Genomic DNA, 25,422 nt, shown 5'->3' with positions numbered 1-25,422 from the left:
ACTAGGGATAGGCTGGCTCCATGGGTCAATTCCTCTACGGCACACCGCCGGCCGTGATCGAGATCGAGGACCGGACCCTCGCGCACCTGCAGATCGTCGTCTACGCGAAGTTCCGGCGCGACGAGCGCTTCAGCCTCACCCTCGACTCGATGCCCGAGGGGGCGCGCGGCCGCCACTCGTTCTGGATGAATCCGAACATCGCGCTGCAGTTCCACTTCGCCGGCAGTCGCCAGCCGACGATCAACCCGTCCTGGGTCGAGGTGCTGATGGATGCGGCGAACGGCGGCGGCGGGCTGCGGCTGCTGCCCGAGCCGAAAGCGTGACCGGCGCCCGGCGTCCGATCCGCCGCGCCGTCCGGTCACTCCGCTCCCCGTCCTTCTTCTAGGGTGGGACCGTGCGCCCGGGGGAGGGCGCGACGAGGGGGAGCAGATGCGCGCACGAGTACTCGGAGGCGCGCTCGCGCTCGTGGCGGCGGCGGCGCTCGCCGGCTGCTCCGCACCGGCTCCGGCCCCCACGGTCACGGTCTTCGCCACGGCGACGCCGACTCCCGATCCGACCGTCACGGCGGCGCTCCCGCAGTCGACCGCCACGGTCTTCGTGCCGGTTCCGGAGGCGACGGTCACCTTCACTCCGAACGACGTCCCGGTGATCCCGGAGACGGCGTTCGCCGTGGACAACGGCGCGGTCCCCGGTGCGTCCGGCGAGCCGACCAGGAACGCCGCGGGCGACATCGTGACCTACACCGTGGTCTCGGGCGACTCGTTCTTCGACATCGCCCAGCGCTTCGGGATCCCCGTGCAGCAGCTGCTGCGGATGAACCCCGGCGTCGCGGGGGCGGGCGAGGCGGTCTACATCGGCAACGTCATCAACCTCGACGCGAACTACCTGGGCTGAGAGCCCGCGCGGCGCCGGGCGGCCGCGGTGCGCGGGAGGCGCTGAGCGCTACTCCGACTTCGGCAGCAGGTGGAAGGCGAGCCCGAGCGACGCCGAGATCATCAGGATCCCGCCGAAGAAGAGGAAGCCGGCGAGGTCGGGCAGCAGGAACGAGTTGCCGAGCACCAGGATGCCGCCGAGGAAGAGCACGAAAGAGAGGACGACGCCCAGACCAGTCATGCCCTCATCGTACGGGGCCCGCGACGGGAAGGGCGCGCCGCAGGAGGAGCGCCCCGCTCGCGGGTGCGCGCCTCACGGCAGCAGCAGCGCCCGCAGCTCGTCCGCGCCCGAGACCACCGCGATCGTGCCGACCGCCTCGATCGGCGAGCCGTAGCCCCACTCGACCATGATCGTCGGCACCCCGTGGGCCGCGGCGCCGTGCACGTCGTGCTCGCGGTCGCCGACCATGACGGGCGTCGAGAGGTCGACCCCGATCTCGCGGAGGCGGCGCAGCGCCTCCTCCACCACGTCCGCCTTCGCGCTGCGGACCTCGTCCTCCGAGGCGCCGCAGATGATCGTGAAGTGCTGGGCGAGCCCGTAGTGCTCGAGGACGCGCCGCGCGGCGGACTCCGGCTTCGAGGTGGCGAGCGAGAGCGGGATGCCCGAGGCGGCGATGCCCGCCAGCAGCTCCGGCAGACCGGGGTAGACGCTGGAGTCGAAGAGCCCGCCGGCGTTGTAGCGGCGGCGGTAGACGACGAGGGCCGCCTGCGCCTCGTCGACGCTCATCCCGCCCAGCTCGCGGAACGCGTCGAGCAGCGGCGGGCCGACGTAGGCGAGCAGCTCCGCGGGGGTCGGGACCGGGCGGCCGAGCTCGACGAAGGTCTCGACCAGGGTGCCGGTGATGCCGGGCGCCGAGTCGGTGATCGTGCCGTCGAGATCGAAGAGGATGCAGCTCCAGGTCGCCTCGATGCCGGGCTGGGCGTCGGGCGCGAGGGTGGTGTCGGACATGGCGGGCTCCTGCCCTCGAGGGACGAAGGTGATCCCGGCGGTGCGCCCCGTCGGGGGGAACACTCTACGGTGCCGCGGCGTCGAGGGACTGCTCGATGAACGACCGGGCGACGACCTGGGCGATCGAGCCGGCGTCGAGCTGGACGGCCACGAAGTCGGCGGTGCGGATCAGCGCGAACGCCTCGCGGCCGGGCAGGACCAGCATCTGCACGCGCGGGTGCTGCTGCCGTGGGACCGCGGCGCGCAGCTCATCGGTGGAGGTGAAGAGCGGGAGCACCTGCTCGCCGGTGGTCGTCGCGACCACCCGCACGTGCGGCACTCCGCCGGGCTGCGAGCCGGTGACGTCCACGACGAGCGAGCCCTCGAGGCAGGCGGTGAGGAGGCGCTCCACCCCCTCCGCGGTCGCGTCGGCGACCAGCGCCTCGAGCGCTTCGCGCGCCGCCGTGTTGCGGTAGGGGCCGGGTCGCGACGGGCGGGCAGGGGGTCCGTTCCTCCGGGGCATGTCTTCACGGTATCCGGGTTCGCGCCATCTCTCGAATCTGTCGCGACAATCGCGCTCATTCGACGACGAGATGCGATATACGACGGATGGCGGAGAGATGAGCCGATTCTCAGGCGGATTGCACCGGCTTATCCTGAGTATCGGCGCAGATCATGGCGATGATTCGCGCGAATGGCGCCGATAAGTACTCGTCGGACGGTGGAGAAGGGGTATCGTCTTCTCCTGTCAGTGACATCCAGGAGGAAAAGTGGCCCAGAAGATCACGCTTGTCGACGATATCGACGGAACGCCTATCGACTCCGGTGACGGCGGCACCGTCCGCTTCAGCATCGACGGAGCCAACTACGAGATCGACCTCGGACCGGACAACATCGCCGAGCTGCACTCCGCTCTGGAGAAGTTCGTCTCGAACGGCCGTCGCGTCGGATCGCGTCCGGCTGCCGCCACGTCGGTCGCCTCGGCGTCGAAGAGCGACCCCAAGCAGCTCAAGGCCGTCCGCGAGTGGGCGAACGCCAACGGACACCAGGTGTCCGACCGCGGCCGCATCCCCGCCGAGGTCCAGGCGGCCTACGCCGCCGCGCACAAGTAGAGTCGCGCCCGGCGCACCGAGAGGTCGCGCCACCCCGTCGAAAGGCCCCGTCGATCCGTCGACGGGGCCTTTCGCGTGCGGGTTTCTGCGGCCGCTCCCGGAATCCCGCAGCGGGACCCTGGAAAGGGGGACGCGGGCGCTAGAAGAGGCGCGTGTGCGAGTCGTCGACGCCGCGCATCGACTCGTAGTCGAGCACGACGCAGCGGATTCCGCGGTCCTGCGCGAGGGTCCTGGCCTGCGGCTTGATCTCCTGAGCGGCGAACACTCCCGTCACCGGCGAGAGGTGCGGATCGCGATTCATCAGCTCGAGATAGCGGGTCAGCTGCTCGACCCCGTCGATCTCTCCGCGGCGCTTGATCTCGACTGCGACAGCGGCGCCGGAGGAATCGCGGGCGAGGATGTCGACCGGCCCGATCGCCGTCATGTACTCGCGGCGGACGAGAGTGTGGCCCTCACCCAGCAGATCGATCTGCTCCGCCAGCAGGCGCTGCAGGTGGGCCTCGACGCCGTCCTTGATCAGGCCGGGATCGACGCCGAGCTCGTGCGCCGAATCGTGCAGCACCTCGTGGATCGAGACCACGAGGGCGTCGCCGGTCTTCTTGTGCGTGACCGTCCACTGCTCGAGGACTCCGGCCGCGAGGGCGTCCTCGTCGGGCTCGCCGGTGCTGAGGGTGCACGGGGGGCTCATCCAGTTCAGCGGCTTGTAGGAGCCGCCGTCCGAGTGCACGAGGACGCTGCCGTCGGCCTTGACCAGCAGGAGTCGGGTGGCGAGGGGGAGGTGGGCGCTGAGACGGCCGGTGTAGTCGACGGAGCAGCGCGCGATGACGAGACGCACCCGTCGAGGATAGACGGCGACGGTCGGGCGGGGGCCGGCGGGTGGGTCTCGAGACGCCCCTGCGGGGCCGCTCGATCGGCACGAAGCGGATCCGTGCTGATCGAGGAGGCCGCGGAGGGGCCGTGGCGAGATCCGGGGGTGTCAGGCCATGCGGAGGACGTTGCCGGTGACGCGGCGGCCGGCGGGGGAGACGAGGTAGGAGACGAGGTCGGCGACCTCGTCGGGGCGGGCGACGTCGAAGAAGGCGTCGTTCGCGGCGACGGCGGCGTGGACGTCGTCGGTGACCCAGCCGGTGTCGGTGACGGGCGGGTGGACCGCGTTGGCGGTCACGCCGAGCGGGCTGAGCTCGAGCGAGGCGGAGATCGTGTAGTTCACCAGGGCGGCCTTGGCGGCGCCGTAGGAGACCTCGCCGGGGAAGCCGCGCTCGCCGCCCGAGGTGAGCGTGACGATCCGCCCGCCGTGGCCGCCGCGGCGCTCCAGCCGCTCGGCGAGCTCGGCGATCAGCAGCGCGCCGGCGCGGGCGTCGATGCCGAGCACCCGGTCGATGCTCGCGGCGTCGACGCGGCGCTGGGGGCGGCCCATCCAGTCCCTCGCCCGGGCGCGGAAGGTGTCGACGATCGAGCCGGTGGCGTTGTGCACGAGGACGTCGACCGGGCCGAGCGACTCCTCCGCGGCGTCGAGCAGCAGGGCGGCGGAGGCGGCGTCGCGGAGGTCGGCGGAGACGGCGCGGGCGCGGCCGCCGGCGGCGCGGATCCGCTCGGCGACCTGCTCGCCGTCGGTGCGGTGGGCGAGGCGCTGGCGCTCCGGCTCGTGCTCCGGCAGCTCCTCGGCGAGGAAGGCGACCAGCACGGCGAGCCCGTCGGCGGCCAGGCGCTCCGCGATCGCGGCGCCGATGCCGTGGTTGGCGCCGGTGACGACGGCGACGCGGCAGGGCTCGAGGCCGGGGGCGCTCACGCGGACGCTCCGTCCTGCACGCGCTCCGCCGGGGCCTTCTGCGACCGGGCGGCGGGCGAGGCGACTCCGGCGACGACGACGAGCGCGAGCACCAGGAACAGCGCGTTCAGCAGCCCGAAGTGCTCGCCGAGGAAGCCGATCGCGGGCGGGCCGACCAGGAAGGCGACGTAGCCGAGCATCGCGACGGCGCTGACCCGGGCCGCCGAGTGGGGGCCCTCGGCCGCGGCGGACATGCCGACCGGGAAGCCGAGCGAGCAGCCCAGACCCCAGGCGACCGCTCCCGCGATCACGAGCCCGTCGACCGGGGCGAGGATGAAGAGGAGGATGCCGACGATGGCCAGGCCTGCGGAGGCGCGCAGCACGGGCACCCGGCCGAAGCGGTCGAGCACGGGCCCGCCGAGCACGCGGCCGACGGTCATCGCCGCGACGAAGACGCCGAAGACGATCGCGGCGGTGGTCTTGTCGGTGCCGTGGCCGTCGACCATCGCGAGGGTCAGCCAGTCGTTGGCCGAGCCCTCCGCGAAGGCCATGCCCAGCATGATCAGACCGATCAGGACGAGGCGCCCGTCCCGCCAGACGCCGAGCGAGGCGGCGACGCGCTCGCGGACCGGCGCCTTCGCGACGGTGGCGACGCCCGCGGTGTCGAGCTCGTCGCGGACGGGGACGGAGCGGATCGCGGCCGAGACGGTGAGCACCACGACGACGGCGACGCCGCAGAGGTGCGCGGCGACGGGCACGGCGAGCGCGGAGGCGGCGGCGCCGAGGATCGCGCCGAGGACGGTGCCGAGGCTGAAGAAGGCGTGGAAGAGGGGGAGCAGGGTCTTGCCGAAGGCCTTCTCGTTCGCGGCGCCCTCGACGTTCATCATCACGTCGACCGCGCCGTTGCCGAAGCCGAGCAGCACCATGCCCGCGAAGGCGAGCGGGAGGGCACCGAACGCGTCGGCCGCCAGACCGAGGAGCGCGAGACCGGAGGAGCAGACGACGAGCCCGGCGACCATGCCGCGGCGGGCGCCGAGCACCGACATGATCACGGTCGAGAGGCTGAGGCCGACGATGGCGCCGATCGACATCGAGAGGATCAGCAGGCCCACGCCCGAGGTGGAGAGCTGCAGCTCATCGCGGATGGCGGGAGTGCGCGAGACCCAGGTGGCGATCGAGAGGCCGCTCAGCACGAAGATCGTGAAGACGGCGTTCCGCCAGGCGACGAGCTGGGGGCGGCTGAGGGCGGAGGTCGAGGTCATGCGGGGTCCTGGCTGATCGCGGGGCGGTCGTGGGGCCGGATCGAACGGAATCGAATCGATTCGATGCGGGCCGGTCTAAGCTATCCGGAACGCCCGGACCGGTCAAGGACGAGTCGCCCGACGACGGCCTCCGGACCGGGGACGAGGAGCACCGTGGAGTCGAGCAGGGCCGTGGAGTCGAAGAGCGCCGGATCGCCGACGTCGCGACCGACCCTCGCGCGGGTCGCGAGCCGGGCAGGAGTGTCGCCGTCGACCGCCTCCCTCGTCTTCAGCGGCGCCGGGCCGGTCTCGGCCGGGACCCGCGAGCGGGTGCTGCAGGCCGCCGCCGAGCTCGACTACGCCGGACCGGATCCGCGGGCGCAGTCGCTCCGGCGCGGGCGCTCGGGGATCGTCGGGGTCGTCGTCGACGAGCGCGTGCTGCACGCCTTCCGCGACCCGATCAAGATCGCGATGCTCGACGGCATCGCGGACGTGCTGGGCGGGGCCGATGCGGGCATCCTGCTGCTCACCGAGACCGAGGGCGGCTCGGGACTGCTGGCGACGGCGCCGGTGGACGCGATGATCCTGGTCGGCTGCAGTCCCTCCGTCGACGACTCGGTGGCGGTGCTGCGGCGCCGCGGCGTGCCGGTCGTGGTGGTCGAGGGGGTCTCCGATCTCGGCGCTGCCGTCGTCTCGCTCGACAACCGGGAGGCGACCCGCACGCTGGCCGAGCATCTGCGGGAGCTCGGGCACGAGCGCGTCGCCGTCGTCTCGCTGCCCTTCGCGAAGGACCGGCGGCGCGGACCGCTCCCGGCGGACTGGCGCTCGAGTCCGAGCATCACGGCGGTCGAGCGGCTGCTCGGGGCGCAGGACGTGTTCGGCGACCTGGACGTGGTCACCGCGGGGGCGAGCACGGTGGACGAGGGCGTCGCGGCCGGGCAGGCGCTGCTCGGCGCGGACGAGCCGCCGACGGCCGTGATCGCGCAGAGCGACCTGCTGGCGGCCGGCGTGATCCTCGCCGCCGAGCGCCTCGGGCTGCGGGTGCCCGCGGACGTGTCCGTGGTCGGCTTCGACGGCGTGCAGGTGCCGGGGCTCGCCGCCGAGTACGACCTGACGACGATGGCGCAGCCCGCGGTCGAGAAGGGCCGGGCCGCCGCCCGCGCCGTGCTCGCGCTGATCGCCGGCGACGAGGCCGAGCCGGTCTGCTTCGAGGCCGTCTTCCACCGCGGCACGACGAGCGCTCCTCCGCGCTGACGCGCCCTGATCCCCTCCGCGAGATGCCACTTGTGACCGCGTTTCGCGGCGTGTCGCGTACTCAAGTGGCATCTCGCGGGGAGGGGTGGACGCGGGGGTCGCCGGGAGTTGTGCACAGGGTTGTCCACAGGGTGTTCGAAACTTCGTTCGAGGGTCAGCGGAGCCAGACGTCGCCGCGGAAGCGGAGGCCGAGGGTGAGCGCGCGGGCGCCGAGGAAGCCGACGGCGTAGGCGATCCAGAGGGCCAGGAGGCGCCAGTCCTCGGGCGCGAGGGGCGCGAGGAGGGCCAGCGGGGCGAGGACGGCGAGGTTCGCGAGGCCGCTCAGCGCGAGGTAGCGGCCGTCGCCGGCGCCGATCAGCACCCCGTCGAGGACGAAGACGTAGCCGCCGAGCGGGGCCGTCAGGCCTACCACGACGAGGGCCGCGGGGAGCAGGCGGAGCACCTCCGCGTCGCTCGAGAAGACGAACGGGAGCACTCCGCTGGTCGCGACGATGACCGCTCCGAGGGTGACTCCCGCGCCGATTCCCCAGGTCACACAGCGTTTCGCCACCGCTCGGGCCTGCGCGGGGTCGCCCTCGCCGAGGAGGCGGCCGAGCAGCGCCTGCGCCGCGATCGCGACGGCGTCGAGGGCGAAGGCGACGGTGGAGAACATCGTCATCGCGACTTGGAACGCGCCGAGCTCCTCGGCGCCGAGCGAGCCGGCGACCGCGACGGCGATCAGGATGGCGGCGCGCAGCGAGGCGGTGCGCAGCAGGAGCCAGCCGCCCGAACCGGCGGAGGCGCGCAGTCCGGCGGAGTGCGGGCGCAGCGGTGCGCGGGTGCGCCGGGCGAGCCGCAGCGCGATCACCGCGTAGGCGCCGAACATCCCCCACTGCGCGACGACCGTCCCCAGGGCGGACCCGGTTATCCCCAGGCCGGCGGGGTAGATCAGCACGGCGTTCAGGGCCGCGTTCAGCGCGAATCCGCCGCCCGCGATGATCAGCGGGGTGCGGGTGTCCTGGAAGCCGCGGAGCAGCCCGGTGAGCGCGAAGACGCCCAGCATCGCGGGGATCCCGGCCATGCTCACCGAGAGGTAGCGGACCCCTGCATCGGCGACTGCGGGCTCCGCGCCGAAGAGTCCGATGAGGGCGGGGGCGGCGATGGCTCCGGCGACCGCGATGACCGCGCCGAGCGCGAGCGCGAGCCAGCCGCCGTCGATCCCGGCCGCCACCGCCCGGCGCTCGTCGCCCTCGCCGAGCGCGCGGCCGACCCGGGGAGTCGTGCTGTAGGCGAGGAACACCATCAGGCCGACGATCGTCTGCAGCACCGCGCCGCCGAGGGCGAGGCCGGCGAGCGGCACCGCACCGAGGTGGCCGACGAGGGCGGAGTCGGTGAGCAGGAACAGCGGCTCGGCGATCAGCGCCCCGAGCGCGGGCACGGCGAGCCGCAGGATGCTGCGGTCGAGGGTGCGGCGGTCGGCGGTGGTCACCGCTCGACGGTAGCGGGACGGGCGGGGCGCGCGGGCGGTGGCTACGGTGGAGGCACCCCCGGACGGAACGAGCACCATGGCATCCCGCACTCCCCGCCTCGGCCTCGGCCTGGCCGCCGTCGGGCGACCGGCTTACATCACCGCGGGGCGCGACGGCGACCTCGGGCCGCCGGAGGGGCGCAGCGTCGAGGCCCTCCGCGGGCGCACGCACGAGCTGCTCGACACGGCGTGGGATCTGGGCGTCCGCTTCTCCGACGTGGCCCGGTCCTACGGGCGCGCCGAGGAGTTCCTCGGCGGCTGGCTCGCGGAGCATCCGGAGCGGCGCAGCGAGCTGACCGTCGAGTCGAAGTGGGGCTACGAGTACGTCGGCGAGTGGGCGATGGACGCGGCCGTGCACGAGCGCAAGGAGCACTCGGTCGCGATGCTCGAGCGCCAGTGGTCGGCGACGCTCGCGGCGCTGGGCAGCGCTCCGGACCGCTACCTCGTGCACTCGATCACTCCGGAGAGCCCGGCGCTCGTCGACCGGGCGCTGCTGGATCGGCTGCGCGGGCTCGCGGGATCCGGGGTCGCGGTCGGGCTCTCGACCAGCGGACCGGAGCAGGCGCGGACGATCCGGCTCGCCCTGGCGATCCCGGACTCGCCGTTCAGCACGGTGCAGACGACCTGGAACCTGCTGGAGCGCTCGGCGGGAGCGGCGCTCGCCGAAGCGCACGACGCCGGATGGACCGTGGTGGTCAAGGAGGCGCTCGCGAACGGGCGGCTCGTCGGTGACCGCGCGCCGGAGCTGCTGCGGCGGCTGCCCGCGGCGCCGGAGGACGTCGCGCTCGGTGCGGCGCTCGGGCAGTCGTGGGCCGACGTGGTGCTGAGCGGGGCGGCGACTCCGGGGCAGCTGCGGGAGAACGTGCGCGCGCGGGCCGTCGCGGTGCCGGAGGGGCTGCCGGCACAGGATCCGGGGGAGTACTGGGCCGAGCGGTCGGCGCTGGCCTGGCGCTGACGCGCGGGGCGGGTGCGCGGCTCGGGAGGACCTCGGGCTCGCGGGATCGGGTTCGGCTCGCGGGACCGGGCGGTTCCGGCGTGCCGGAGGTGGATCCGCGTGCCGGAGGTCGGGAGAGGGGCGAGCGAGTCAGCGCGGGGCGATGGCCGCCAGCCACTGTGCGACGAGACGGGTGAGCCAGGACGGGTCCTCGCCGGGGGCGAGTGCCAGGACGGCGCGGTCGGGGGCGCGCCAGTCGAGGCGGTGGTCGGGGTCGGACAGGGCGTCGGCGAGGCGACGGTCCGGGAGGGGCGCGGTGCCGCGGTGCAGGATCACCTCGACGCGGTCGCCGGGGCGGAGGCGGAGGGTCACCAGGTGCGCGCCGATCGCGTAGCTCGGGGCGTTCCACTTCACCGACTCGATGAGGCGCTCGTCGGCGGCGAGGACCGCCTCGCGCGTGCGCTCGATCTGGTCGCGGCGCGGGTGGTGCATCGCGTCGACGTGCGCGGTGACGGAGGCGTCGAGTCGGGGCATGCGGACAGGGTGGCACGGGTCGGGCGATGGGTGGGTCTCGATGCGCCCCGACGGGGCCGCTCGACCAGCATGCAACGGGGCGGGGAGTGAGCGGGCGGCCCTTCCATGCTGATCGAGTAGGCCGCGGAGCGGGCGTATCGAGATCCGGCGTCACCGGGAGGCGGGTCTGCAGATCCGCCCTCCCGGGGGTGGGTGGGTCTCGATACGCCCCTTCGGGGCTGCTCGACCAGCATGGACGCGCCCCTGCGGGGCTGCTCGGCCGGCGGCCGACGGCTACGTGGTCTTCACCGCGTTGTCGCCGTGGTTGCCGATCACCTCGTAGGCCGTGCTGCCGACGGCGCGGACCGGCTTGGCGTTCACGTGGCCGGTCGCCCACTGGTTGCCGAGGACGGAGACGGCGCGGGCGTTCAGGGCCTCGACGCAGTGGGTCCAGCCGGAGCCGGCGTCCTCGCAGGCGAAGATGTTGCCGGTGATGCTGAAGCCGACGGTCCGGGCGGTCGGCGAGACGCCGAGGATCGCGATGGCGGGGTAGGTGTTCGCCGCGGCCTTGCCGCCGTTGCTGATCGCGTTGCCGACGATCTGGATCTGCGCGAGGTCCTCGGTCAGCCACGGCGGCATCGTGTAGACGAGGGACTGCTTGCGCGCCCCCTCCATGATGTTGTTCGCGATCGTGACGCGGCGGTTGCCGCGCAGCTCGATGTTGATCTGCGGCGAGCCGTCGAGGTGGTTGCCGAGGATGCGGATCGGACCGCCCTCGATCGAGAGGTCGGCGTAGCTCGCGCCGATGTTGTTCTCGACGATCCAGGAGTCGATCATCCGGTAGCCCGTCCAGATGCCGATGCCCGTGCACTGGTCGATGCTGCAGCGCTGGATGCGGTTGAGCAGGCCGAGGTCGCCGAAGGTGCCGTCGTTCAGGCGCATCCCGTAGCCGGTCCAGCCGTAGAGCTGCAGCGAGTCGAGCACGGTCTTGTCCAGGTGCGCGGAGACGCAGGGCGAGCCGAGGTCGTTCGCGTCGAGGATCAGGTTGTCGAAGCGGCAGGCGGAGAAGGCGCCGGTGACGACGGGGGCGTTCGTCAGCGAGCGGATCCGCGTGGACAGCTCGCCCGCGCCGCGGAAGGCGATGCTCGCGAGGCCCCCGGCGCGGCCGATCGAACCGGCGATGCGGTAGATGCCGCGCGGGAAGTACACGACACCGCCGTAGCTGGCGACGGCCGCGTCGATCGCGGCGTCGATGGCGGGGAGGTCGTCGGTGCTGCCGTCGCCGGTCGCGCCGTAGTCCTGGACGTTGTAGACGAGCTCGCCCTTCGCGACGGGGCGCTCGCCGGAGACGGTGCGGACCGCCTCGGGCAGCTGGGCGACGGGGACGGTGGCGGTGGAGTCGAGGCCGGCGACCCCGCCCGGTGCGGCGATCTCGGAGTGCAGGACGGGGTCGGAGGGGGCGGAATCGGCCAGAGCGACGCCCAGGGGGGAGGCGAAGAGGCTGCGACGGGTGAGGTCGGCAGTCAGAGCGGTAAGGGGAGGCATGGGCTCACAGTCCTGCGCCGCGCCACCGCGTGCAGACCTCCGAACTGGGGCGTTCGGACCGCAGGGATCGTCGACAGCCGGGCCCGGGTGCCCCGCGTCGGACCACCGCCTACCATGCCAGCATGCACCGTACGCGCGAGCTGGGCCTCCTCGACATCGCGATCGCGGGTGCGCTGACCGTCTTCGCGCTCGTCCTCGTGGCCCGGGCGACCGCGCTGCTGATCATCACTCCGCCGATCAGCTGGGCGTTCGTCGCCGCGTTCGGGGTCGCCGTCGCCCTCACCGCGTCGCTGCGGATGAACCTCGGCCGCCGCTCGGGGATGCCGATCGCCGGGCTGACGGTCACGCTCCTCGTGATCATGGCCCCGGAGGCCGACCCGTTCCGCCTGCTCGGCGTGTGGACGGCGGCGAGCCTCGTCACGCAGCTGCTGCAGACCCGGAGCCTCGCGGTGGCCGGCTACGTCACCGGTCTCGGCTCGCTCGCCGCCCTGCTCTTCGTGACCGTGTTCCAGGCGACGAGGGCCGCGCTGACGCCGCCGATCGCGCTGCTCGCGGCCAGTGCCCTCTTCCTCGCCGTGATCCTGCTCGTCGACCTGGTCCGCCAGCGCGGCCGCTGGGGGATGCAGTGGGAGCTCGGCTTCGGCGCCCTCGCGCCCAAGCGGGTCGGGGCCTATCTCCTCCTCGTCTGGGCGCTCAGCACGGTCGTCTGGTTCCTCGACGCGGTCGTCGTGCCGGCGATGGCGGGGGACCCCGCGATCGAGCAGAGCCCGATGGTCGTCCTCGTGGTCGGCGCGCTGGTCTTCAGCGTCGCGAAGCGGATCGAGGTGGGCCGGGTGCGGCGCCGGCTCTCCGGCGTCCTCGACGCGGCGCTCGGGCTGCCCTGGGGGACCGTGGCGCAGGCCGAGCGGAAGATCGTCGTGCATGCGCGGACCTCGATCGAGGCGGACGCCATCGAGGTGCGGGACGAGCCGGCCTCCGGGAGCGAGATCGCCTCGGCCATGGTCCTTCCCGACGGCCGGACCCGCTACGTCGTCGCGTCCAAGCGGGTCAGCGCGGTCCCGTTCGACGCCGAGGACGAGCAGATCCTCGACGCCCTCGCGCACATGGGCGCCGACACGCTCGCCACCCGCTACGACGTCGAGTCGCTGCGGCGCTCCGTCGACCACGACGCGCTGACCGGGCTGCCGAACCAGCGCGCGTTCCAGGGGGCGCTCGTCGCCGCCAACCGCGACCGGACGCCCTTCGAGGGCATCGCCGTGCTCTTCCTCGACCTCGACGACTTCAAGGAGCTCAACGACGGCCGCGGGCACCACGTGGGCGACAAGATGCTGCGCGTGGTCGGCGAGCGCCTCGCGGAGGTCACCGTCGAGGGCGGGTTCGCCGCGCGGGTCGGCGGCGACGAGTTCGCGCTGATCCTGCGCGGACTCGACTCGGCCGAGGACGCGCGCGCCCGGGCGCAGGCCCTGGTCGAGCGGGTGAGCGAGCCGGCGACCGTCGACGGCGACACGCTCGCCCCGGTCGTGACCGTCGGCGTCGCCTTCTCGGCGCACGAGGAGCCGGACCCGACGACCATCGTGATCGAGGCCGACCGCAGCATGCTCGCGCTCAAGCGCGGCCGGGGCCGCTCGGGCCGCGGGCGCTCGAGCAGCCTGGACGTCACCTCGGTGCTGACCGACCCGGTCCGCCAGGCCGCGTCGCGCGCCCTCCGCGACCGCACCCTCGACCTCGCCTTCCAGCCCGTCGTCGACCTCCGCACCGACCGGATCTGGGCCTATGAGGCGCTCGTGCGGCTGGAGGACCCGGCGCTCGGGCGGATCGACCCGTCCCTGCTCATCCGGACCGTGCGCCACGCCGGCCTGCTCGACGAGCTGACCGTCCAGGTGGTGGAGAAGGCGATGTCCGCCGCCGCCTGCTTCCGCGACTCCGGGGCCGGGGTGGAGTGCATGAGCGTCAACGCGGACCTGGAGCAGCTCGCCGCCGACCGGCTCGGCCCGTTCTTCGCCGCCGTCCCCGCGCGGTTCCCGGGCGTGCAGTTCTGCCTCGAGCTGAGCGAGGGCTCGCTCGCGGGAGCGACGGACACGCTGCGCGCGCAGGCGCAGGCCCTGCGCGACGGAGGCGTGCTGCTGGCGCTCGACGACTTCGGCACCGAGGGCTCCTCCGCGCTCGCCGTCGCGACCTTCCCGCTCGACATCGTGAAGCTCGACCGCGCCCTGATCGCCGAGCTGACGACCGAGATGCGCCAGCGCGAGATCGTCCGGGCGATGCAGTCGTTCGCCGTCGCCGTCGGGGTCCGGATGATCGTCGAGGGCGCGGAGGACGAGGGGACGATCGTCGCCCTGCGCGAGCTCGGGGTGACCGATGTGCAGGGTTTCGTCTACGGCCGGCCTGACACTCGGACGGGGGCGGAGCAGCGGCTGCTGACCACCGGATCGGCCGTCGGCGACTGCCTAGACTGACGCGAGAACGGGGCTTCTCCTCCCGGACCTCCGCGGTTCTCCGCCCTCGTCCGTGCACGACCGTTCCACTCTCCATCCTCGAGCGCCGGACCTCCCGGGCTCCCGTATGCCGATCGGAACACCGCCCCATGGCTTCCTCGCTCCTGCCTCGACGCGCCCTCGTCCCGGTGCTCGTCCCGGTCCTCTGCCTCGGCCTCGCCTTCGGCGCCGCGTCTCCCGCGGCCGCGGCCGACCTCGTCGATCCGGCCACCGGCGGCACCGTCCAGGGCCTCGCGAGCGAGGCCGTGCTCTCGGTCGCGGCCGGGTCCGAGCTGCAGTTCGTCACCGTCCCGGTCGCCGACGGCGTCGTGCCGACCCGCGTGATCGCGTCGCTCACCCCGCTGGAGCCGCTGACCGGGCAGCTCTCGGTCGTCGTGTCGGGCCGCGTCGTGCAGACGCTCGACGCCGCCACCGCGACGGCGATCGACGCCCCGGTCCAGGCCTCCGACGTCGTCGACGGCGTGCTCGCGATCGGCGTCCGCCTCGGCGGGTCCGACGGCTCGGCCGGCGCGCTCTGCGAGGTCGGGACGGATCTGCTGACCGTCTCGGACCTGGGCGTCGTCGTCGACGGCACGCCGACCGCGCCGACCACGGTCGGCGACTTCTTCTCGGACGCGGTCACCGGCGTCTCGATCGTCGTGCCCGACGGCGCCGACGACGCCCTGCGCGCCGCGGGGCTCTCGGCCGCCGCCTCGCTCGCCTCGCGCTACTCCTCCGGCACCGCGATCACCGTGTCGGAGGAGAGCGCCACCGAGGGCCGCCCGGTCCTCGACGCCGCGCAGGGCCGCATCGTCCGCTTCACCGCGGGGGACGGCGACGTCGTCAGCGCGATCGGCGACGCCGGCGGCGTGCCCGAGCTGACCCTCACCGGCGCGGAGGCCGACCTGGCCGCGGCCGGAGCGGCCCTCGGCAGCGAGTACGCCGGCCTGGCCTCGAGCGCGACCACCACCGGCCTCGCGCAGAAGGTCGTCCCGTCGAGCTCGCTCGAGCACTCGCTGGCCGACTTCGGCACCGAGCGCATCGCCCTCGGCAGCACCGGGGCGTCGACGAGCTACACGACGATCACGCAGTCCGCGTTCGGCGGACCCGTCTCGAGCGTCGAGCTGAACCTCGTGGGCACGCACTCCGCCGTCCCCGAGGGCATCACCGCGACCGCCAACGTCTACTGGAACGACTTCCTGATCGGCTCGACCGTGCTCGGCGCCGACACCGACGTCGCGATGACGCTGCCGGTGCCGACCGGCCAGCTCAGCGCGTCGAACGGGCTCTCGGTGACGCTCTCGGCCGTGCGCGAGAGCGACGGCGCCTGCATCGGCTCGGCCGACTCCGTGCCGATCGAGTTCTTCGTCGACGGCGCCGGCTCGACCGTGACCGGTGTCCGCGGCGAGTCCGCGGCCCCGGGCTTCGGCCGCTTCCCGCAGGCGTTCGGCGGCGAGCTCGCCGTCGCGTTCGGCGGGTCCGCGACCGGCGCCGACGCCCTGCGCAGCGCCGGCGACCTCGTCACCGCGCTGCAGCGGGTCGACTCCGACCCCCTCGCCGTCTCGGTCGTCGGAGTCGACGAGTTCGTCGACTCGGACCGCTCCGGGGTCGTCGTGGGCGCCGGCACCGACGAGGCCGAGGCGCTGAAGACGCCGCTGCGCCTCGCCGCCTTCACGGCGATCGACGCCTCGCGCCTCAGCTACGGCGTCGGCACCGAGGCGCCGTACGCGGCGCTCGAGGCCTTCACGACGGACGGCCGCGAGATCGTGCTGCTGGGCGGCTGGAGCGCGGACGGCGACGCGACCGCGTCCTCCGGGCTGCAGTCCTCGATCGCCGGATGGGCCGCCGAGGAGGGCTGGACCTCGCTGTCCGGCAACCTCGCCGTCTCCGGATCGACGGAGAGCGACCCGGTCGCGATCGACAGCAACGAGATCACCCCGCAGGACGAGGTGAAGGACGACTACTCCTCCTACGCGATCTGGTTCGTGATCGCGATCGTGGTGATCGGGGCGCTCATCCTGCTCGGCTGGCTGGCGCGCCGCCGCCGGTCGCGGAAGGTCGCCGCCTACGTCGACGCGCAGGAGCGGGCGGCCGGCGAGTCAGCCGATCCCGCCGCCGCGCCGGGATCCGCGCCGATCGCGGAGGGCGACCAGCCCGCCGCGCGCCCCTCCTCGACCGACTGACCGAGCGCATGACCAGCACGATCGCCGCCCCGCCGCCGGTGGCCGGCGCGCCCGCCCGCCGGCCCTGGTGGCGGGAGGCGTGGGCCCGCCTCGGCCGGCCCGTCACCGGGCGGCAGGTGCCCGGCACGGTCGTGATCCTGGTGGTCTCGCTGCTGGTGGGCTTCGCGGCCTGCCTGGTGACCACCTCCTCCGGGATCAACCTCGCCTACGCCGACACCCAGAGCCACCTCTCCATCTCGCGGCGCATCTTCGACTCGAAGGCGCCCGGCTTCACCCAGCTCGGCACGGTGTGGCTGCCGGTGCCGAGCCTGATCCTGATCCCGTTCGTCCAGTCGCTCTGGCTGTGGCACACGGGCTGGGCGGCGGGGCTGCTCGGGATGATCTGCCTGGCCGGCACGGCCTGCGGCGTCTACCGGATCTCGGCGCGGGTGGGCCACCTGCGCGCCGGCCGGCTCACCGCGGTGCTGCTGGTGCTGGCGAACCCCGGCGTGCTCTACGCCTTCTCGACCGCGATGACGGAGCCGGTGCTGATCGTCACGATGGTCGGCTGCTTCTCCGGGCTCGCGCACTGGGTCACCAGCCGGCGCAACCTCAGCGCCGGCGAGATGATGGTCTTCTCCGGCCTGCCCGCCGCGGCCGCGACGCTCTCGCGCTACGAGGGCTGGGTGCTGGTCTTCGGCGGCACGTTCGTGGTGCTGATCGTCGCCTGGCGGAGGAAGCGGTCGTTCGTCTACGCGATCAAGATGGCGAGCGCCTTCGGGATCCTGCCGCTGATCGCCATCGTCTGGTGGCTGGTCTACAACTTCGCCGTCTACAGCAACCCGCTCGAGTTCATGAACGGCCAGTACTCGGCCGCGAACCTGCAGAAGGCGGTCGCCGACGCGGGGCTGCTCGCGTACCAGGGCAACGCGGGGCTGACGCTCTGGTCGTACAACTGGGCGGTCCTCGAGACCTCGGGCCTGCTCACGGTCGCGCTCGGCCTCGCCGGTGCGCTCGTGCTGGCCTGGCGGCGCGGGATCTCGGACGACGCGCTCGTGATCTGGCTGATGATCGTCTCCTACGCCTTCTCGCTGCTGAGCCTCTACCTCGGCCAGACGCACATGAACAACGACCAGACCCTGCCGACCAACTGGTGGAACAACCGCTACGCGCTGTCGGTGCTGCCGTTCCTCGCGGTGCTGGGCGCCGTGCTGGTCGACGCGCTGCGGCGGCTGCCGCGGATCGGCGCGGGCGCCCTCGGTCTCGTGCTCGTGCTGCTCGGCGCGCAGACCGCCTGGTGGGCGCAGGACCTGGACCGCAACGCCGTCATCGCGGAGGCGACCGGCTACGTCTCGATCAAGGAGGCGTCGGGCGCGACCGCCGCTGCCCGATTCCTGAGCGAGCACTACGACGGCGGCGGCATCCTGATCGACGAGAGCGCGGCCGGCAACGCGCTGCTGCCCGAGATCGGCGTGCCGCTGGCCGAGTACTACAACCGCTCGGCCGGCGAGCTGTTCGACGAGGCGCTCGCCGCCCCGTACACGCACGCGAAGTGGGTCTTCGTGACCACCGCGGACGCGCCCGAGCTCAGCGAGACCGGCGTCGCCGACCTCGTCTACGACGCGATCACGCGCGACTCCTCCTTCGACACCCGCTACCGCCCGGTGTTCGCGCAGGGGATCTACGTCATCTACGAGCGGCTCGGAGGCTGACCATGGCGACCGCCACCGCCCGGGTGGGCGAGATCCTGCTCGCCCGCGGCCTGATCACGAGCGAGCAGCTCGACGAGGCCCTGCGCCGGCAGGCGCGCGAGGGTGGCCTGCTCGGCCGGCACCTCATCATCGACGGCGCCGTCACCCGCCGCGAGATGTACGCGGCGCTGGCGGAGCAGTGGGACGCGCCGATGATCGACCTGGTCGAGGAGCCGCCGGGAGCCGCGCTGCTGGCCCGCATCGGCGCCTCGACCCTGGTCGGCGCGGGTTGGCTGCCCTGGCGCGTGCTGTCCGACGGGACCGGCGTCATCGCCACCTCCGTCCCGCCGACCGAGGAGATGCTCGCCGAGGCCCGCGCGATGCTCGAGGTCGAGGTCGTCGCCGTGCGGACCACGACCGACTGGGACGTCTTCCAGGCCGTGGAGAACGCCTGCCGCGCCGCCCTGCTCTTCGGCGCGGCCGACTCGCTCGCGGTGCAGAGCGGCGACGAGTCGGCCAAGTCGGGGCTGCGCCGCTGGCAGGTGATCACTCCGCTCGTGGTCGCCGCGATCGTGATCGTCGGCGCGGTGCTGGCGCCGAGCCTCACCTTCGTGATCGTGCTCGCCTCGGCGAACCTGCTCTTCCTGATGAACATCGCCTTCAAGGCGCTGGCCGGCCTGCGCGCCCCGCTCAACCAGAGCTCGGTGAAGGCCTGGGAGGAGGAGGTGGCGATCGAGCGCGGCCGCCGCGGCCTCGACGTCTCGCCGCCGCGGATGACCGACGAGGAGCTGCCGATCTACACGATCCTCGTCCCCGCCTACAAGGAGGCCAACATCATCAGCAAGCTGCTGGTGAACCTCGGCGCCCTCGACTACCCCAAGGCCAAGCTCGAGGTGCTCGTGCTGCTCGAGGCCGACGACGACGAGACGATCGCGGCGGTGCGCCGGATGAGCCCGCCGGAGTACGTGCGGATGGTGATCGTGCCCCCGGGCGGCCCGCAGACCAAGCCGCGCGCCTGCAACTACGGGCTCAGCTTCGCCCGCGGCGAGTTCGTGGTGATCTACGACGCGGAGGACCGGCCCGACCCCGACCAGCTGCGCAAGTGCGTGCGGCTGTTCCGCGAGGACGCCTTCGAGCGCGAGCACGTGGATCCGGAGCAGAAGCAGCTGGTCTGCCTGCAGGGCGCGCTGAGCTACTTCAACGCCGACTACAACGTGCTCACCCGGATGTTCGCCGTCGAGTACGCGCACTGGTTCGGCGCGATGCTGCCCGGCCTCGACCAGTCGCACCTGCCGATCCCGCTCGGCGGCACCTCGAACCACTTCGAGACCCGCGTGCTGCGCGAGCTCGGCGCCTGGGACCCGTACAACGTCACGGAGGACGCCGACCTCGGCCTGCGCGTGGCCGCGCACGGCTACCGGGTGGGCGTCGTCGACTCCAACACCTGGGAGGAGGCGTGCGCCGAGGTCCCCGCGTGGATCAAGCAGCGCACCCGGTGGATCAAGGGCTACATGATGACCGCGGGAGTGAACACGCGGCACCCGATCCGCTGGTTCAAGGTGAACGGGGTGCTGGGCTCGCTGAGCCTCGTGGCTCTGATCATGGGGACGCCGGTCGCCTTCCTGCTCTACCCGCTGGTGCTCGGCTTCACCGTGATCACCTACATCGGCGTGCAGTTCCTGGGGCTGGATCTGCCGGAGTGGCTGATCGTCGCGGGGACGACGAACATGCTCTTCTCGAACACGCTGATGATCGTCGTCTCGGGGATCGCGGCGTGGAAGCGCTACAACTGGCGGGTCGCGGCGTTCGCGATCCTGAACCCCGTCTACTGGGTGCTGCACTCCATCTCGGCCTGGCGCGCGGCCTGGCAGATCGTCTTCAGCCCGCACAAGTGGGAGAAGACGCCCCACGGCCTCACGGAGGACTACGAGGACTCCACGATCGGGGCGCCGGCGTAGGGGCGCTCGCCGAGGCGTCCCGTTACGGTCGAGGCGTCCCGTTCCACCTGGACGTCTCGACCGTTCGAGGACGCCTCGGCGGCGTCAGAGCGGCGGGGCTGCCAGCAGCACGGCGCCGGCGGCGGCGCTGAGGGCGGCGACGAGGCACCAGCGGTCGGCGCGGACGCGGCAGCCGCCCGCCCGCGCGAGCGCGGCGAGGCCGGCGGCGAGCACCGCGGCGCCGATCTGCACCGTCGCCGAGGTCCGCATCAGCGACCACGCCTCGAACGGAGGCACGCGGCCCCCACCGGGCAGGAACGGCAGCCCCGCGACGCTCGCCGACGCCAGCAGCAGCAGCGCCGACCCGACCGCCAGGGCGACCACGACGTGCCCGAGCACCTCGGCCGCGGCCCGCTGTCGAGCGCTGGGCGCGGCGATCTGCGGAAGGACGGCGGGGGCACTCGCAGCACTGCGGAGGGGCATGCGCCGAGCGTAGAACGCGGCCGTCTGCGGCGGACCCCCTTGCAGATCCCCCTTCCGGAGGTGATTCCACGGGGAGACACGAATATCGATGCGGCCGCCCTGCGGGCTACCCGATCAGCATGTGCCGGTCGAGCAGCCGCGGAGGGCTATCGAGCGGAGGTACCGCCCGGATGGAGGACGATCCTCTGCGGCGGCGTCTTCGTACCCTGGCTCGGACGCGGATCGTACGACCCCGACGTGGCTCGTGCGGCGCCGACTGCAGCGCCTTGACTCTGCGAACGGTAGACGTTGCTGTCCGGGAAGCTCTGACTGCTCATGTCGTCTCCTGCGGTGGATTGAGGTCGTGGTCGTAATAGTGCTTGCGGGCCACCCACTTGAAGCCCTCGTGCTTGGTGATGGTCGCGATGTCGATCGGACCGCCGACGGTCGGATTCCCCGGGGTGAACCGCACGAACTGGATCGTCGTGTACACGAGGAATTGTGCCAGTTCGACGGCGTCCTGGATCGGCATCGCAGGGGAGACGATGCGCGTCGCGAGCTGATCGCGCAACTGCGCGGCGACCGTCGGAGCCTGCGAAGGCTCGAGGCCGAGATTGATCAACGCGGGGCCGGTATCGAGGCTCACGCCGTTCAACAGGCGCGCAATGGCCTCGGGCTGCCCCCACCACATCGCGCCCGCTTCTCCGGTGAGCACCTCAGTGCTGGTCGCCCGACCGCCTTCGATCGAGAGGTGGAAGATCTGCGGATGGTCCGCACCGGCGGAGTAGCCCGCGGTGAGGAATCCGAGCGACGGCAGCTCGTGTGCGGCGACTCCGCGGTGAAGGGGCTCGTAGCGCTCGTCGAAGAGGAACTCCTCGACGAGACGCGAGACCTCCTGCATCGTGTACGACCCGGGCAGCACGCTCCAGCGGTCGTCGTCACTCGAGGTGAAGCGGTGCCGGAGGTCTTTCGCGAGGGTCGACATGGAAGCCGGGCCGATGTTCCCCAGCCCCCAGGTGATCGCGCCGATCGGGAGTGCCTTCTGCAGATTGAAGAGCTTGTCGGCGTTGTTGTAGATGTTGACGACATCGATCGAGCCGTCCGAGCGGGTCTGCGTCAGCGTCGTGGCACTGTCGGAGGCGAGGACCACCCCGTCGTGCACCTTGAGAACCAAGCGATCGTCATCAGACCAGTGTGCCCCGACGGTGAACGAGGAACACGACTTCGCGGGCCGTGACGCGGAGATCGGCGCGTTCCGTGCGTTGCCGCGGTGGACCGGACTTCTGACGACGGTGGATCTCGATACGCCCGCTCCGCGAGCTACTCGATCAGCATGAAGAAGGCCTGCCAGGGACTGCCTGATCAGCATGGGGGAGGCGTGCCAGGGACTGCATAGACAGCGCGGGCCGGTATGCCCCGCGCTGCATGCTGGTCGAGCAGCCCCGGAGGGGCGTATCGAGACCCGGCGTCAGATGTTCAGGCGGTTGAAGATCGGAGACGGCATCAGGCGGATGACCGTCATGATGACGCGCCACTTGGCCGGGGCGTAGGCGACCGCGCGCCCGGAGGCCATCGCGGCGGCGACGTCCTTCGCGACCGACTCGACCGGCGCCAGCGACGCTCCGCTCTGCTTCAGCGAGGCCGTCATCGGGGTGTCGGTCGGGCCGGGCTTGATCAGCACGACGGACAGGCGCGAGCCGGCCAGGCGGTGCTGCAGGCCCTGGGCGAAGCGCTCGACCAGGCCCTTGGCGGAGCCGTAGACGTAGTTGGTCTTGCGGCCGCGGTCGCCGGCGACGGAGCCGATCACGCCGATGCTCCCGGAGGTCAGCGCGTTCGCGTACGCCTCCATCCAGAGGGCCACCGAGACCCCGGTGACGACGAGGACGTCGCGGGCGACGGCGAGGTCGGCGGACGCCTCGTCCTGGGTCGTCATCGTGCCGTGGGCGATCAGCACGGAGTCGGGGGCGCCGCCCTCGAGCGAGGTCGCGACGACCGAGGAGATCGCGGCGGGATCGGTCAGGTCGACCGCGGCGACCGAGAGCGCGGCGGCGGGGAAGCGCACGCGCAGATCCGTCGCCAGCGCCTCCAGCCGGCCGGCGTCGCGGCCGACCAGCAGCGCCGAGCGCGCGCCCGTGCCCAGCCACAGCCGCAGCGTGTGCTCGGCGATGGCGGAGGTCGCTCCGACCACGACGATCTTGGAGGGGGTACCAGTGCTCACGTCAGCTCCCGAGGACTCGGCGCGAGAAGCCGGAGGAGATCCCCGGGTCGCGCTGGAGGGCGAATTCGGCGAGGCGCGGGAAGCCGGCCTCGAACATCTCGCGCGTCATGCGCGCGTCCTTCGCCGGGTAGAGCCGGCCGCCCGCGGCGAGCACCAGCGCGTCGAGGCGCTCGAACAGCGGCAGCGCGACGGGCGTGTTGGGGAAGTCGAGCGCGAAGCAGACCCCGGGCGCCGGGAAGCTCAGCAGGCCCGGCGACTCCAGCGCCCCGAAGGTCTTCAGCACGCCGAGGAAGGAGCCGGTGCCCGAGGCCGCGATCAGCGCGAGCATCTCGCGGGTCGTCTCGAGCGCCCCCTCCCACGGCACGGTGCTCTGGTACTGGTAGAAGCCGCGCGGGCCGTACATCGTGTTCCAGCCCTCGATCGCGTCGAGCGGGTAGTTGAACTGCTCGTAGTGCTGCACCGAGCGGCGGGCGCGGGTCGCCTTCAGGCGGTAGTAGGCGCGGTTGAGCAGCGGCAGCGTCGCGCGGTTGACGACCGACAGCGGGAAGGCGAAGGGCACCTTCAGCGAGCCCGGCCGCGTCTCGGGCAGCTCCGGGGCGGCCGTGCTGTCGGCGCGGGAGTAGACGCCGCGGCGCCCGCCGCCCGTGGTCACGTCGATCCAGGCGACCGTGTGCTCGAAGACGTCCATCGACTCGTGCACGAGGTCGAGGTACCCCTCGAGGGTCTGGAACGGCACGTCCTCACTGACGAGCCACGGCCCGGGGACGCGCGCGAGCCCGAGCTCCACCTCGACGATCAGCCCGGTGAGCCCGAGGCCGCCGATCGTCGCCTCGAACAGCTCGACGTTCTCGGTCGGCGTGCAGCGCGAGGACGACCCGTCGCTGCGCAGCAGCGTGAAGGAGCGCACGTGCCGGCCGATCGTGCCGGCGGAGGCGTGGTTCTTGCCGTGCACGTCGTTCGCGATCGCGCCGGCGAGGGTCACGTTCTTGGTGCCGGGGGTGACCGGCAGCATCCAGCCGCGCGGGGAGAAGACGGCCTGCACGTCGCGCAGCAGCACGCCCGGCTCGGCCCGGAGCACGCCGGTCTCCTCGTCGAAGGCCAGGAGGCGGTCGAAGCCGCTGAAGTCCCAGATCCTGCCGCCGCCGTTGAGCGCGACGTCGCCGTAGCTGCGGCCGAGGCCGTAGGCGATCCCGCTGTCGCCCGCGGCCAGCGCGGCCTGCGCCTGCTCGACGCTCGTGATCCGGGTGACCCGGTGCTCGTCGCGCGAGAGCAGGCCCCAGGAGGAGACGGGGCTGGTCATGCGGGCTCCTCTCGCGGGCCGGAGAACGTGACGTTCTTGTCGAGGTGGTACTTGGCGACGTAGCCGATGGCCAGGCCGATGACGGCCCCGGTGTAGCGGGCGAGGTCCGTGCCGAAGAGGGCGTCGAAGCCGAACTCGAAGCCCCAGAAGATCAGGGTCGTCACGCCGCTCATCACGCCGTAGAGGAGGAACGTCTTCAGCCCGTGCGCCGCATTCATCGTCTCGTGCTTGAAGATGAAGCGCTTGTCGAGCACGTACTTGGCGATCACCCCCGTCAGGGTGCCCGCGAGCACCGCGGCGACGGTGGCCCACTCCGCGTCGACGGCGAGCTCGACGAGCATCTGCGTGCTCAGATTCACCGCCGTTGCAAGGATCGCGAAGACGACGTACAGCGCGGTCGTCCGCATGCGCTTCCCTCCGTGGTGCTCCGGTCGTGAGCGCTGCGGATCCGGGCGGATGGAGCGCGTTCACCCCCGATTGTAGGTTGGGCCCGCGTCACCCCGATCCCGCCCGATCCGGCCGTTCCAGGCCCTGTTCCCCGAGAGGGAGACGTCGTGAACACCGCCCGCGCACTCGTCGCCGCCATGCGCCCGCGCCAGTGGCTGAAGAACGTCCTGGTGCTGGCCGCTCCGGTCGCCGCCGCGCGCATCCTCGAGCCCGAGATCCTCGTCGCGACCGTCGTCGGCGTGATCGCGTTCAGCCTGGCCTCGTCCGGCGGCTACCTCCTCAACGACCTGCTCGACGTCGAGTCCGACCGCGTGCACCCGAAGAAGCGCTTCCGCGCGATCGCGTCCGGGGCGCTGCCGCTGAAGGTCGCCTGGCCGGCCGCGTTCGTGCTGATGATCGTGCCGGTGCTGGTGACCTTCCTCCTCGGCTTCACGTGGTTCGCGGCGACGCTCGCGGCCTACCTGGTGATGCAGATCTCGTACTGCCTCTGGCTCAAGCACGAGCCGGTCATCGACATCCTGATCGTGGCGGGCGGATTCGTCCTCCGCGCGATCTCGGGCGCGGCCATCGCGGACATCCCGCTGACGCAGTGGTTCCTGCTCGCGGTGTCCTCGGGCTCGCTGTTCATGGTCGCGGGCAAGCGCTACTCCGAGAAGCTGCAGAGCGAGGGCAAGGAGGAGAGCCACACCCGCTCGACCCTCAAGGTCTACACGCCGGGCTACCTGCGCTTCATCTGGTCGGTCGCCGCATCGCTGACGATGATCTCCTACGCGCTGTGGGCACTGTTCATCAACGGCGAGAACTCGCTCTGGTCGATGGCGTCGGTCGTGCCGTTCGGCGCGGCGCTCTTCCTCTACGCCCTCGACATCGAGCGCGGGCGGGCCTCGGCGCCGGAGGACATCGTGCTCGGCAACCTCCGGCTGCTGGTCTGCGGTGCGCTTTGGGCGGGGCTGTTCGTCGTCGCGATCATGACCCGGACGACCACGGGCTGAGTCCG

Annotated in this window: 24 protein-coding genes; 10 read left to right on the top strand and 14 right to left on the bottom strand. The window is 72.5% G+C overall.

Annotated features, from left to right (window positions below):
- The first annotated feature begins 20 nt into the window (after positions 1 to 20).
- Both GTU73_RS00555 and GTU73_RS00550 read left to right on the top strand, forming a co-directional pair.
- On the top strand, positions 21 to 323 hold the full coding sequence (locus GTU73_RS00555) for an ATP-dependent DNA ligase (protein ID WP_160086055.1): 303 nt from the start codon (positions 21 to 23) through the stop codon (positions 321 to 323).
- Positions 324 to 429: 106 nt separating this feature from the next.
- A complete protein-coding gene (locus GTU73_RS00550; RefSeq protein WP_160086053.1) occupies positions 430 to 894 on the top strand; it encodes a LysM domain-containing protein in 465 nt (154 codons plus the stop codon).
- A 48-nt stretch (positions 895 to 942) separates the two neighbouring features.
- Here GTU73_RS00550 and GTU73_RS00545 read toward each other — a convergent pair whose 3' ends face one another.
- The 3 genes from GTU73_RS00545 to GTU73_RS00535 form a co-directional block, all read right to left on the bottom strand.
- Positions 943 to 1,113 (bottom strand): hypothetical protein, encoded by a 171-nt coding sequence (locus tag GTU73_RS00545; RefSeq protein ID WP_160086051.1) that lies wholly within the window; start codon positions 1,111 to 1,113, stop codon positions 943 to 945.
- A 72-nt stretch (positions 1,114 to 1,185) separates the two neighbouring features.
- Positions 1,186 to 1,881: an HAD hydrolase-like protein gene (locus GTU73_RS00540; protein WP_160086049.1), complete on the bottom strand. Its 696-nt coding sequence runs from the start codon at positions 1,879 to 1,881 to the stop codon at positions 1,186 to 1,188.
- 64 nt (positions 1,882 to 1,945) lie between these two features.
- Positions 1,946 to 2,383 (bottom strand): SseB family protein, encoded by a 438-nt coding sequence (locus tag GTU73_RS00535; protein ID WP_160086047.1) that lies wholly within the window; start codon positions 2,381 to 2,383, stop codon positions 1,946 to 1,948.
- A 247-nt stretch (positions 2,384 to 2,630) separates the two neighbouring features.
- On the opposite strand from GTU73_RS00535, the gene GTU73_RS00530 reads away from it, so the two are divergent.
- On the top strand, positions 2,631 to 2,972 hold the full coding sequence (locus GTU73_RS00530) for an Lsr2 family protein (protein WP_160086045.1): 342 nt from the start codon (positions 2,631 to 2,633) through the stop codon (positions 2,970 to 2,972).
- Between the two features lie 139 nt (positions 2,973 to 3,111).
- On the opposite strand, the gene nucS is transcribed toward GTU73_RS00530, so the two are convergent.
- From nucS to GTU73_RS00515, 3 genes are all read right to left on the bottom strand, one after another.
- A complete protein-coding gene (nucS, locus tag GTU73_RS00525; protein WP_160086043.1) occupies positions 3,112 to 3,807 on the bottom strand; it encodes an endonuclease NucS in 696 nt (231 codons plus the stop codon).
- 141 nt (positions 3,808 to 3,948) lie between these two features.
- Complete coding sequence (locus tag GTU73_RS00520) at positions 3,949 to 4,761, bottom strand: SDR family NAD(P)-dependent oxidoreductase (RefSeq protein ID WP_160086041.1); 813 nt, start codon at positions 4,759 to 4,761, stop codon at positions 3,949 to 3,951.
- Positions 4,758 to 6,002, bottom strand: coding sequence for an MFS transporter (locus tag GTU73_RS00515; RefSeq protein WP_160086039.1), 1,245 nt, complete (start codon positions 6,000 to 6,002; stop codon positions 4,758 to 4,760). Before GTU73_RS00515 ends, GTU73_RS00520 begins: the two co-directional genes overlap by 4 nt.
- 153 nt (positions 6,003 to 6,155) lie before the next feature.
- Between GTU73_RS00515 and GTU73_RS00510 the strand changes: the two genes are divergently transcribed.
- Positions 6,156 to 7,235, top strand: coding sequence for a substrate-binding domain-containing protein (locus GTU73_RS00510; protein WP_244231710.1), 1,080 nt, complete (start codon positions 6,156 to 6,158; stop codon positions 7,233 to 7,235).
- A 154-nt stretch (positions 7,236 to 7,389) separates the two neighbouring features.
- Here the strand turns inward: GTU73_RS00510 and GTU73_RS00505 are convergent, their stop codons facing one another.
- Positions 7,390 to 8,703 carry an MATE family efflux transporter gene (locus GTU73_RS00505; protein WP_244231709.1) on the bottom strand — a complete coding sequence of 438 codons (1,314 nt, stop codon included), beginning with the start codon at positions 8,701 to 8,703 and terminating at the stop codon, positions 7,390 to 7,392.
- Between the two features lie 76 nt (positions 8,704 to 8,779).
- Between GTU73_RS00505 and GTU73_RS00500 the strand changes: the two genes are divergently transcribed.
- Complete coding sequence (locus GTU73_RS00500; protein WP_160086033.1) at positions 8,780 to 9,697, top strand: aldo/keto reductase; 918 nt, start codon at positions 8,780 to 8,782, stop codon at positions 9,695 to 9,697.
- 129 nt (positions 9,698 to 9,826) lie between these two features.
- Here GTU73_RS00500 and GTU73_RS00495 read toward each other — a convergent pair whose 3' ends face one another.
- Entirely contained in the window at positions 9,827 to 10,210 is a 384-nt protein-coding gene (locus GTU73_RS00495; protein ID WP_160086031.1) for a DUF1801 domain-containing protein, read from the bottom strand.
- Positions 10,211 to 10,483: 273 nt separating this feature from the next.
- Complete coding sequence (locus GTU73_RS00490; protein WP_160086029.1) at positions 10,484 to 11,734, bottom strand: glycosyl hydrolase family 28-related protein; 1,251 nt, start codon at positions 11,732 to 11,734, stop codon at positions 10,484 to 10,486.
- Between the two features lie 122 nt (positions 11,735 to 11,856).
- Here GTU73_RS00490 and GTU73_RS00485 point away from each other — a divergent pair, with 122 nt between their 5' ends.
- From GTU73_RS00485 to GTU73_RS00470, 4 genes are all read left to right on the top strand, one after another.
- The gene (locus GTU73_RS00485; protein ID WP_160086027.1) at positions 11,857 to 14,190 is read left to right on the top strand and encodes a bifunctional diguanylate cyclase/phosphodiesterase; all 2,334 of its coding nucleotides are present in this window, start codon (positions 11,857 to 11,859) and stop codon (positions 14,188 to 14,190) included.
- 128 nt (positions 14,191 to 14,318) lie between these two features.
- Complete coding sequence (locus GTU73_RS00480; RefSeq protein WP_160086026.1) at positions 14,319 to 16,391, top strand: hypothetical protein; 2,073 nt, start codon at positions 14,319 to 14,321, stop codon at positions 16,389 to 16,391.
- A gap of 8 nt (positions 16,392 to 16,399) precedes the next feature.
- Complete coding sequence (locus GTU73_RS00475) at positions 16,400 to 18,082, top strand: hypothetical protein (protein ID WP_160086024.1); 1,683 nt, start codon at positions 16,400 to 16,402, stop codon at positions 18,080 to 18,082.
- A 2-nt stretch (positions 18,083 to 18,084) separates the two neighbouring features.
- Positions 18,085 to 20,019, top strand: coding sequence for a glycosyltransferase (locus tag GTU73_RS00470; RefSeq protein ID WP_160086022.1), 1,935 nt, complete (start codon positions 18,085 to 18,087; stop codon positions 20,017 to 20,019).
- Between the two features lie 84 nt (positions 20,020 to 20,103).
- Here GTU73_RS00470 and GTU73_RS00465 read toward each other — a convergent pair whose 3' ends face one another.
- The 5 genes from GTU73_RS00465 to GTU73_RS00445 all read right to left on the bottom strand — a co-directional run bounded on the left by GTU73_RS00465 (position 20,104) and on the right by GTU73_RS00445 (position 24,385).
- On the bottom strand, positions 20,104 to 20,481 hold the full coding sequence (locus GTU73_RS00465; protein ID WP_159421716.1) for a hypothetical protein: 378 nt from the start codon (positions 20,479 to 20,481) through the stop codon (positions 20,104 to 20,106).
- A 313-nt stretch (positions 20,482 to 20,794) separates the two neighbouring features.
- Positions 20,795 to 21,634, bottom strand: a complete 840-nt coding sequence (locus GTU73_RS00460; protein ID WP_160086020.1) for a hypothetical protein — start codon at positions 21,632 to 21,634, stop codon at positions 20,795 to 20,797.
- A 294-nt stretch (positions 21,635 to 21,928) separates the two neighbouring features.
- On the bottom strand, positions 21,929 to 22,678 hold the full coding sequence (locus tag GTU73_RS00455; protein WP_160086018.1) for an SDR family NAD(P)-dependent oxidoreductase: 750 nt from the start codon (positions 22,676 to 22,678) through the stop codon (positions 21,929 to 21,931).
- Between the two features lies 1 nt (position 22,679).
- Positions 22,680 to 23,978, bottom strand: coding sequence for an FAD-binding oxidoreductase (locus GTU73_RS00450; protein WP_160086016.1), 1,299 nt, complete (start codon positions 23,976 to 23,978; stop codon positions 22,680 to 22,682).
- On the bottom strand, positions 23,975 to 24,385 hold the full coding sequence (locus GTU73_RS00445) for a GtrA family protein (protein WP_160086014.1): 411 nt from the start codon (positions 24,383 to 24,385) through the stop codon (positions 23,975 to 23,977). Before GTU73_RS00445 ends, GTU73_RS00450 begins: the two co-directional genes overlap by 4 nt.
- Before the next feature lie 147 nt (positions 24,386 to 24,532).
- Between GTU73_RS00445 and GTU73_RS00440 the strand changes: the two genes are divergently transcribed.
- The gene (locus GTU73_RS00440; protein ID WP_160086012.1) at positions 24,533 to 25,417 is read left to right on the top strand and encodes a decaprenyl-phosphate phosphoribosyltransferase; all 885 of its coding nucleotides are present in this window, start codon (positions 24,533 to 24,535) and stop codon (positions 25,415 to 25,417) included.
- The last annotated feature ends 5 nt before the right edge of the window (positions 25,418 to 25,422 follow it).

It is taken from the genome of Rathayibacter sp. VKM Ac-2804, assembly GCF_009866655.1.
Taxonomy (GTDB): domain Bacteria; phylum Actinomycetota; class Actinomycetes; order Actinomycetales; family Microbacteriaceae; genus Rathayibacter.
The sequence above is the reverse complement of the archived record's forward strand: the minus strand, read 5'-3'. Positions and strand labels throughout refer to the sequence as shown.

What these genes read in the sequence shown, in the direction of transcription:
- GTU73_RS00555 (WP_160086055.1), top strand. Translation starts at nt 21, where the DNA reads ATGGGTCAATTCCTCTACGGCACACCGCCGGCCGTGATCGAGATCGAG.
- GTU73_RS00550 (WP_160086053.1), top strand. Translation starts at nt 430, where the DNA reads ATGCGCGCACGAGTACTCGGAGGCGCGCTCGCGCTCGTGGCGGCGGCG.
- GTU73_RS00545 (WP_160086051.1), bottom strand. Translation starts at nt 1,113, where the DNA reads ATGACTGGTCTGGGCGTCGTCCTCTCTTTCGTGCTCTTCCTCGGCGGC.
- GTU73_RS00540 (WP_160086049.1), bottom strand. Translation starts at nt 1,881, where the DNA reads ATGTCCGACACCACCCTCGCGCCCGACGCCCAGCCCGGCATCGAGGCG.
- GTU73_RS00535 (WP_160086047.1), bottom strand. Translation starts at nt 2,383, where the DNA reads ATGCCCCGGAGGAACGGACCCCCTGCCCGCCCGTCGCGACCCGGCCCC.
- GTU73_RS00515 (WP_160086039.1), bottom strand. Translation starts at nt 6,002, where the DNA reads ATGACCTCGACCTCCGCCCTCAGCCGCCCCCAGCTCGTCGCCTGGCGG.
- GTU73_RS00500 (WP_160086033.1), top strand. Translation starts at nt 8,780, where the DNA reads ATGGCATCCCGCACTCCCCGCCTCGGCCTCGGCCTGGCCGCCGTCGGG.
- GTU73_RS00495 (WP_160086031.1), bottom strand. Translation starts at nt 10,210, where the DNA reads ATGCCCCGACTCGACGCCTCCGTCACCGCGCACGTCGACGCGATGCAC.
- GTU73_RS00490 (WP_160086029.1), bottom strand. Translation starts at nt 11,734, where the DNA reads ATGCCTCCCCTTACCGCTCTGACTGCCGACCTCACCCGTCGCAGCCTC.
- GTU73_RS00485 (WP_160086027.1), top strand. Translation starts at nt 11,857, where the DNA reads ATGCACCGTACGCGCGAGCTGGGCCTCCTCGACATCGCGATCGCGGGT.
- GTU73_RS00480 (WP_160086026.1), top strand. Translation starts at nt 14,319, where the DNA reads ATGGCTTCCTCGCTCCTGCCTCGACGCGCCCTCGTCCCGGTGCTCGTC.
- GTU73_RS00475 (WP_160086024.1), top strand. Translation starts at nt 16,400, where the DNA reads ATGACCAGCACGATCGCCGCCCCGCCGCCGGTGGCCGGCGCGCCCGCC.
- GTU73_RS00470 (WP_160086022.1), top strand. Translation starts at nt 18,085, where the DNA reads ATGGCGACCGCCACCGCCCGGGTGGGCGAGATCCTGCTCGCCCGCGGC.
- GTU73_RS00465 (WP_159421716.1), bottom strand. Translation starts at nt 20,481, where the DNA reads ATGCCCCTCCGCAGTGCTGCGAGTGCCCCCGCCGTCCTTCCGCAGATC.
- GTU73_RS00450 (WP_160086016.1), bottom strand. Translation starts at nt 23,978, where the DNA reads ATGACCAGCCCCGTCTCCTCCTGGGGCCTGCTCTCGCGCGACGAGCAC.
- GTU73_RS00445 (WP_160086014.1), bottom strand. Translation starts at nt 24,385, where the DNA reads ATGCGGACGACCGCGCTGTACGTCGTCTTCGCGATCCTTGCAACGGCG.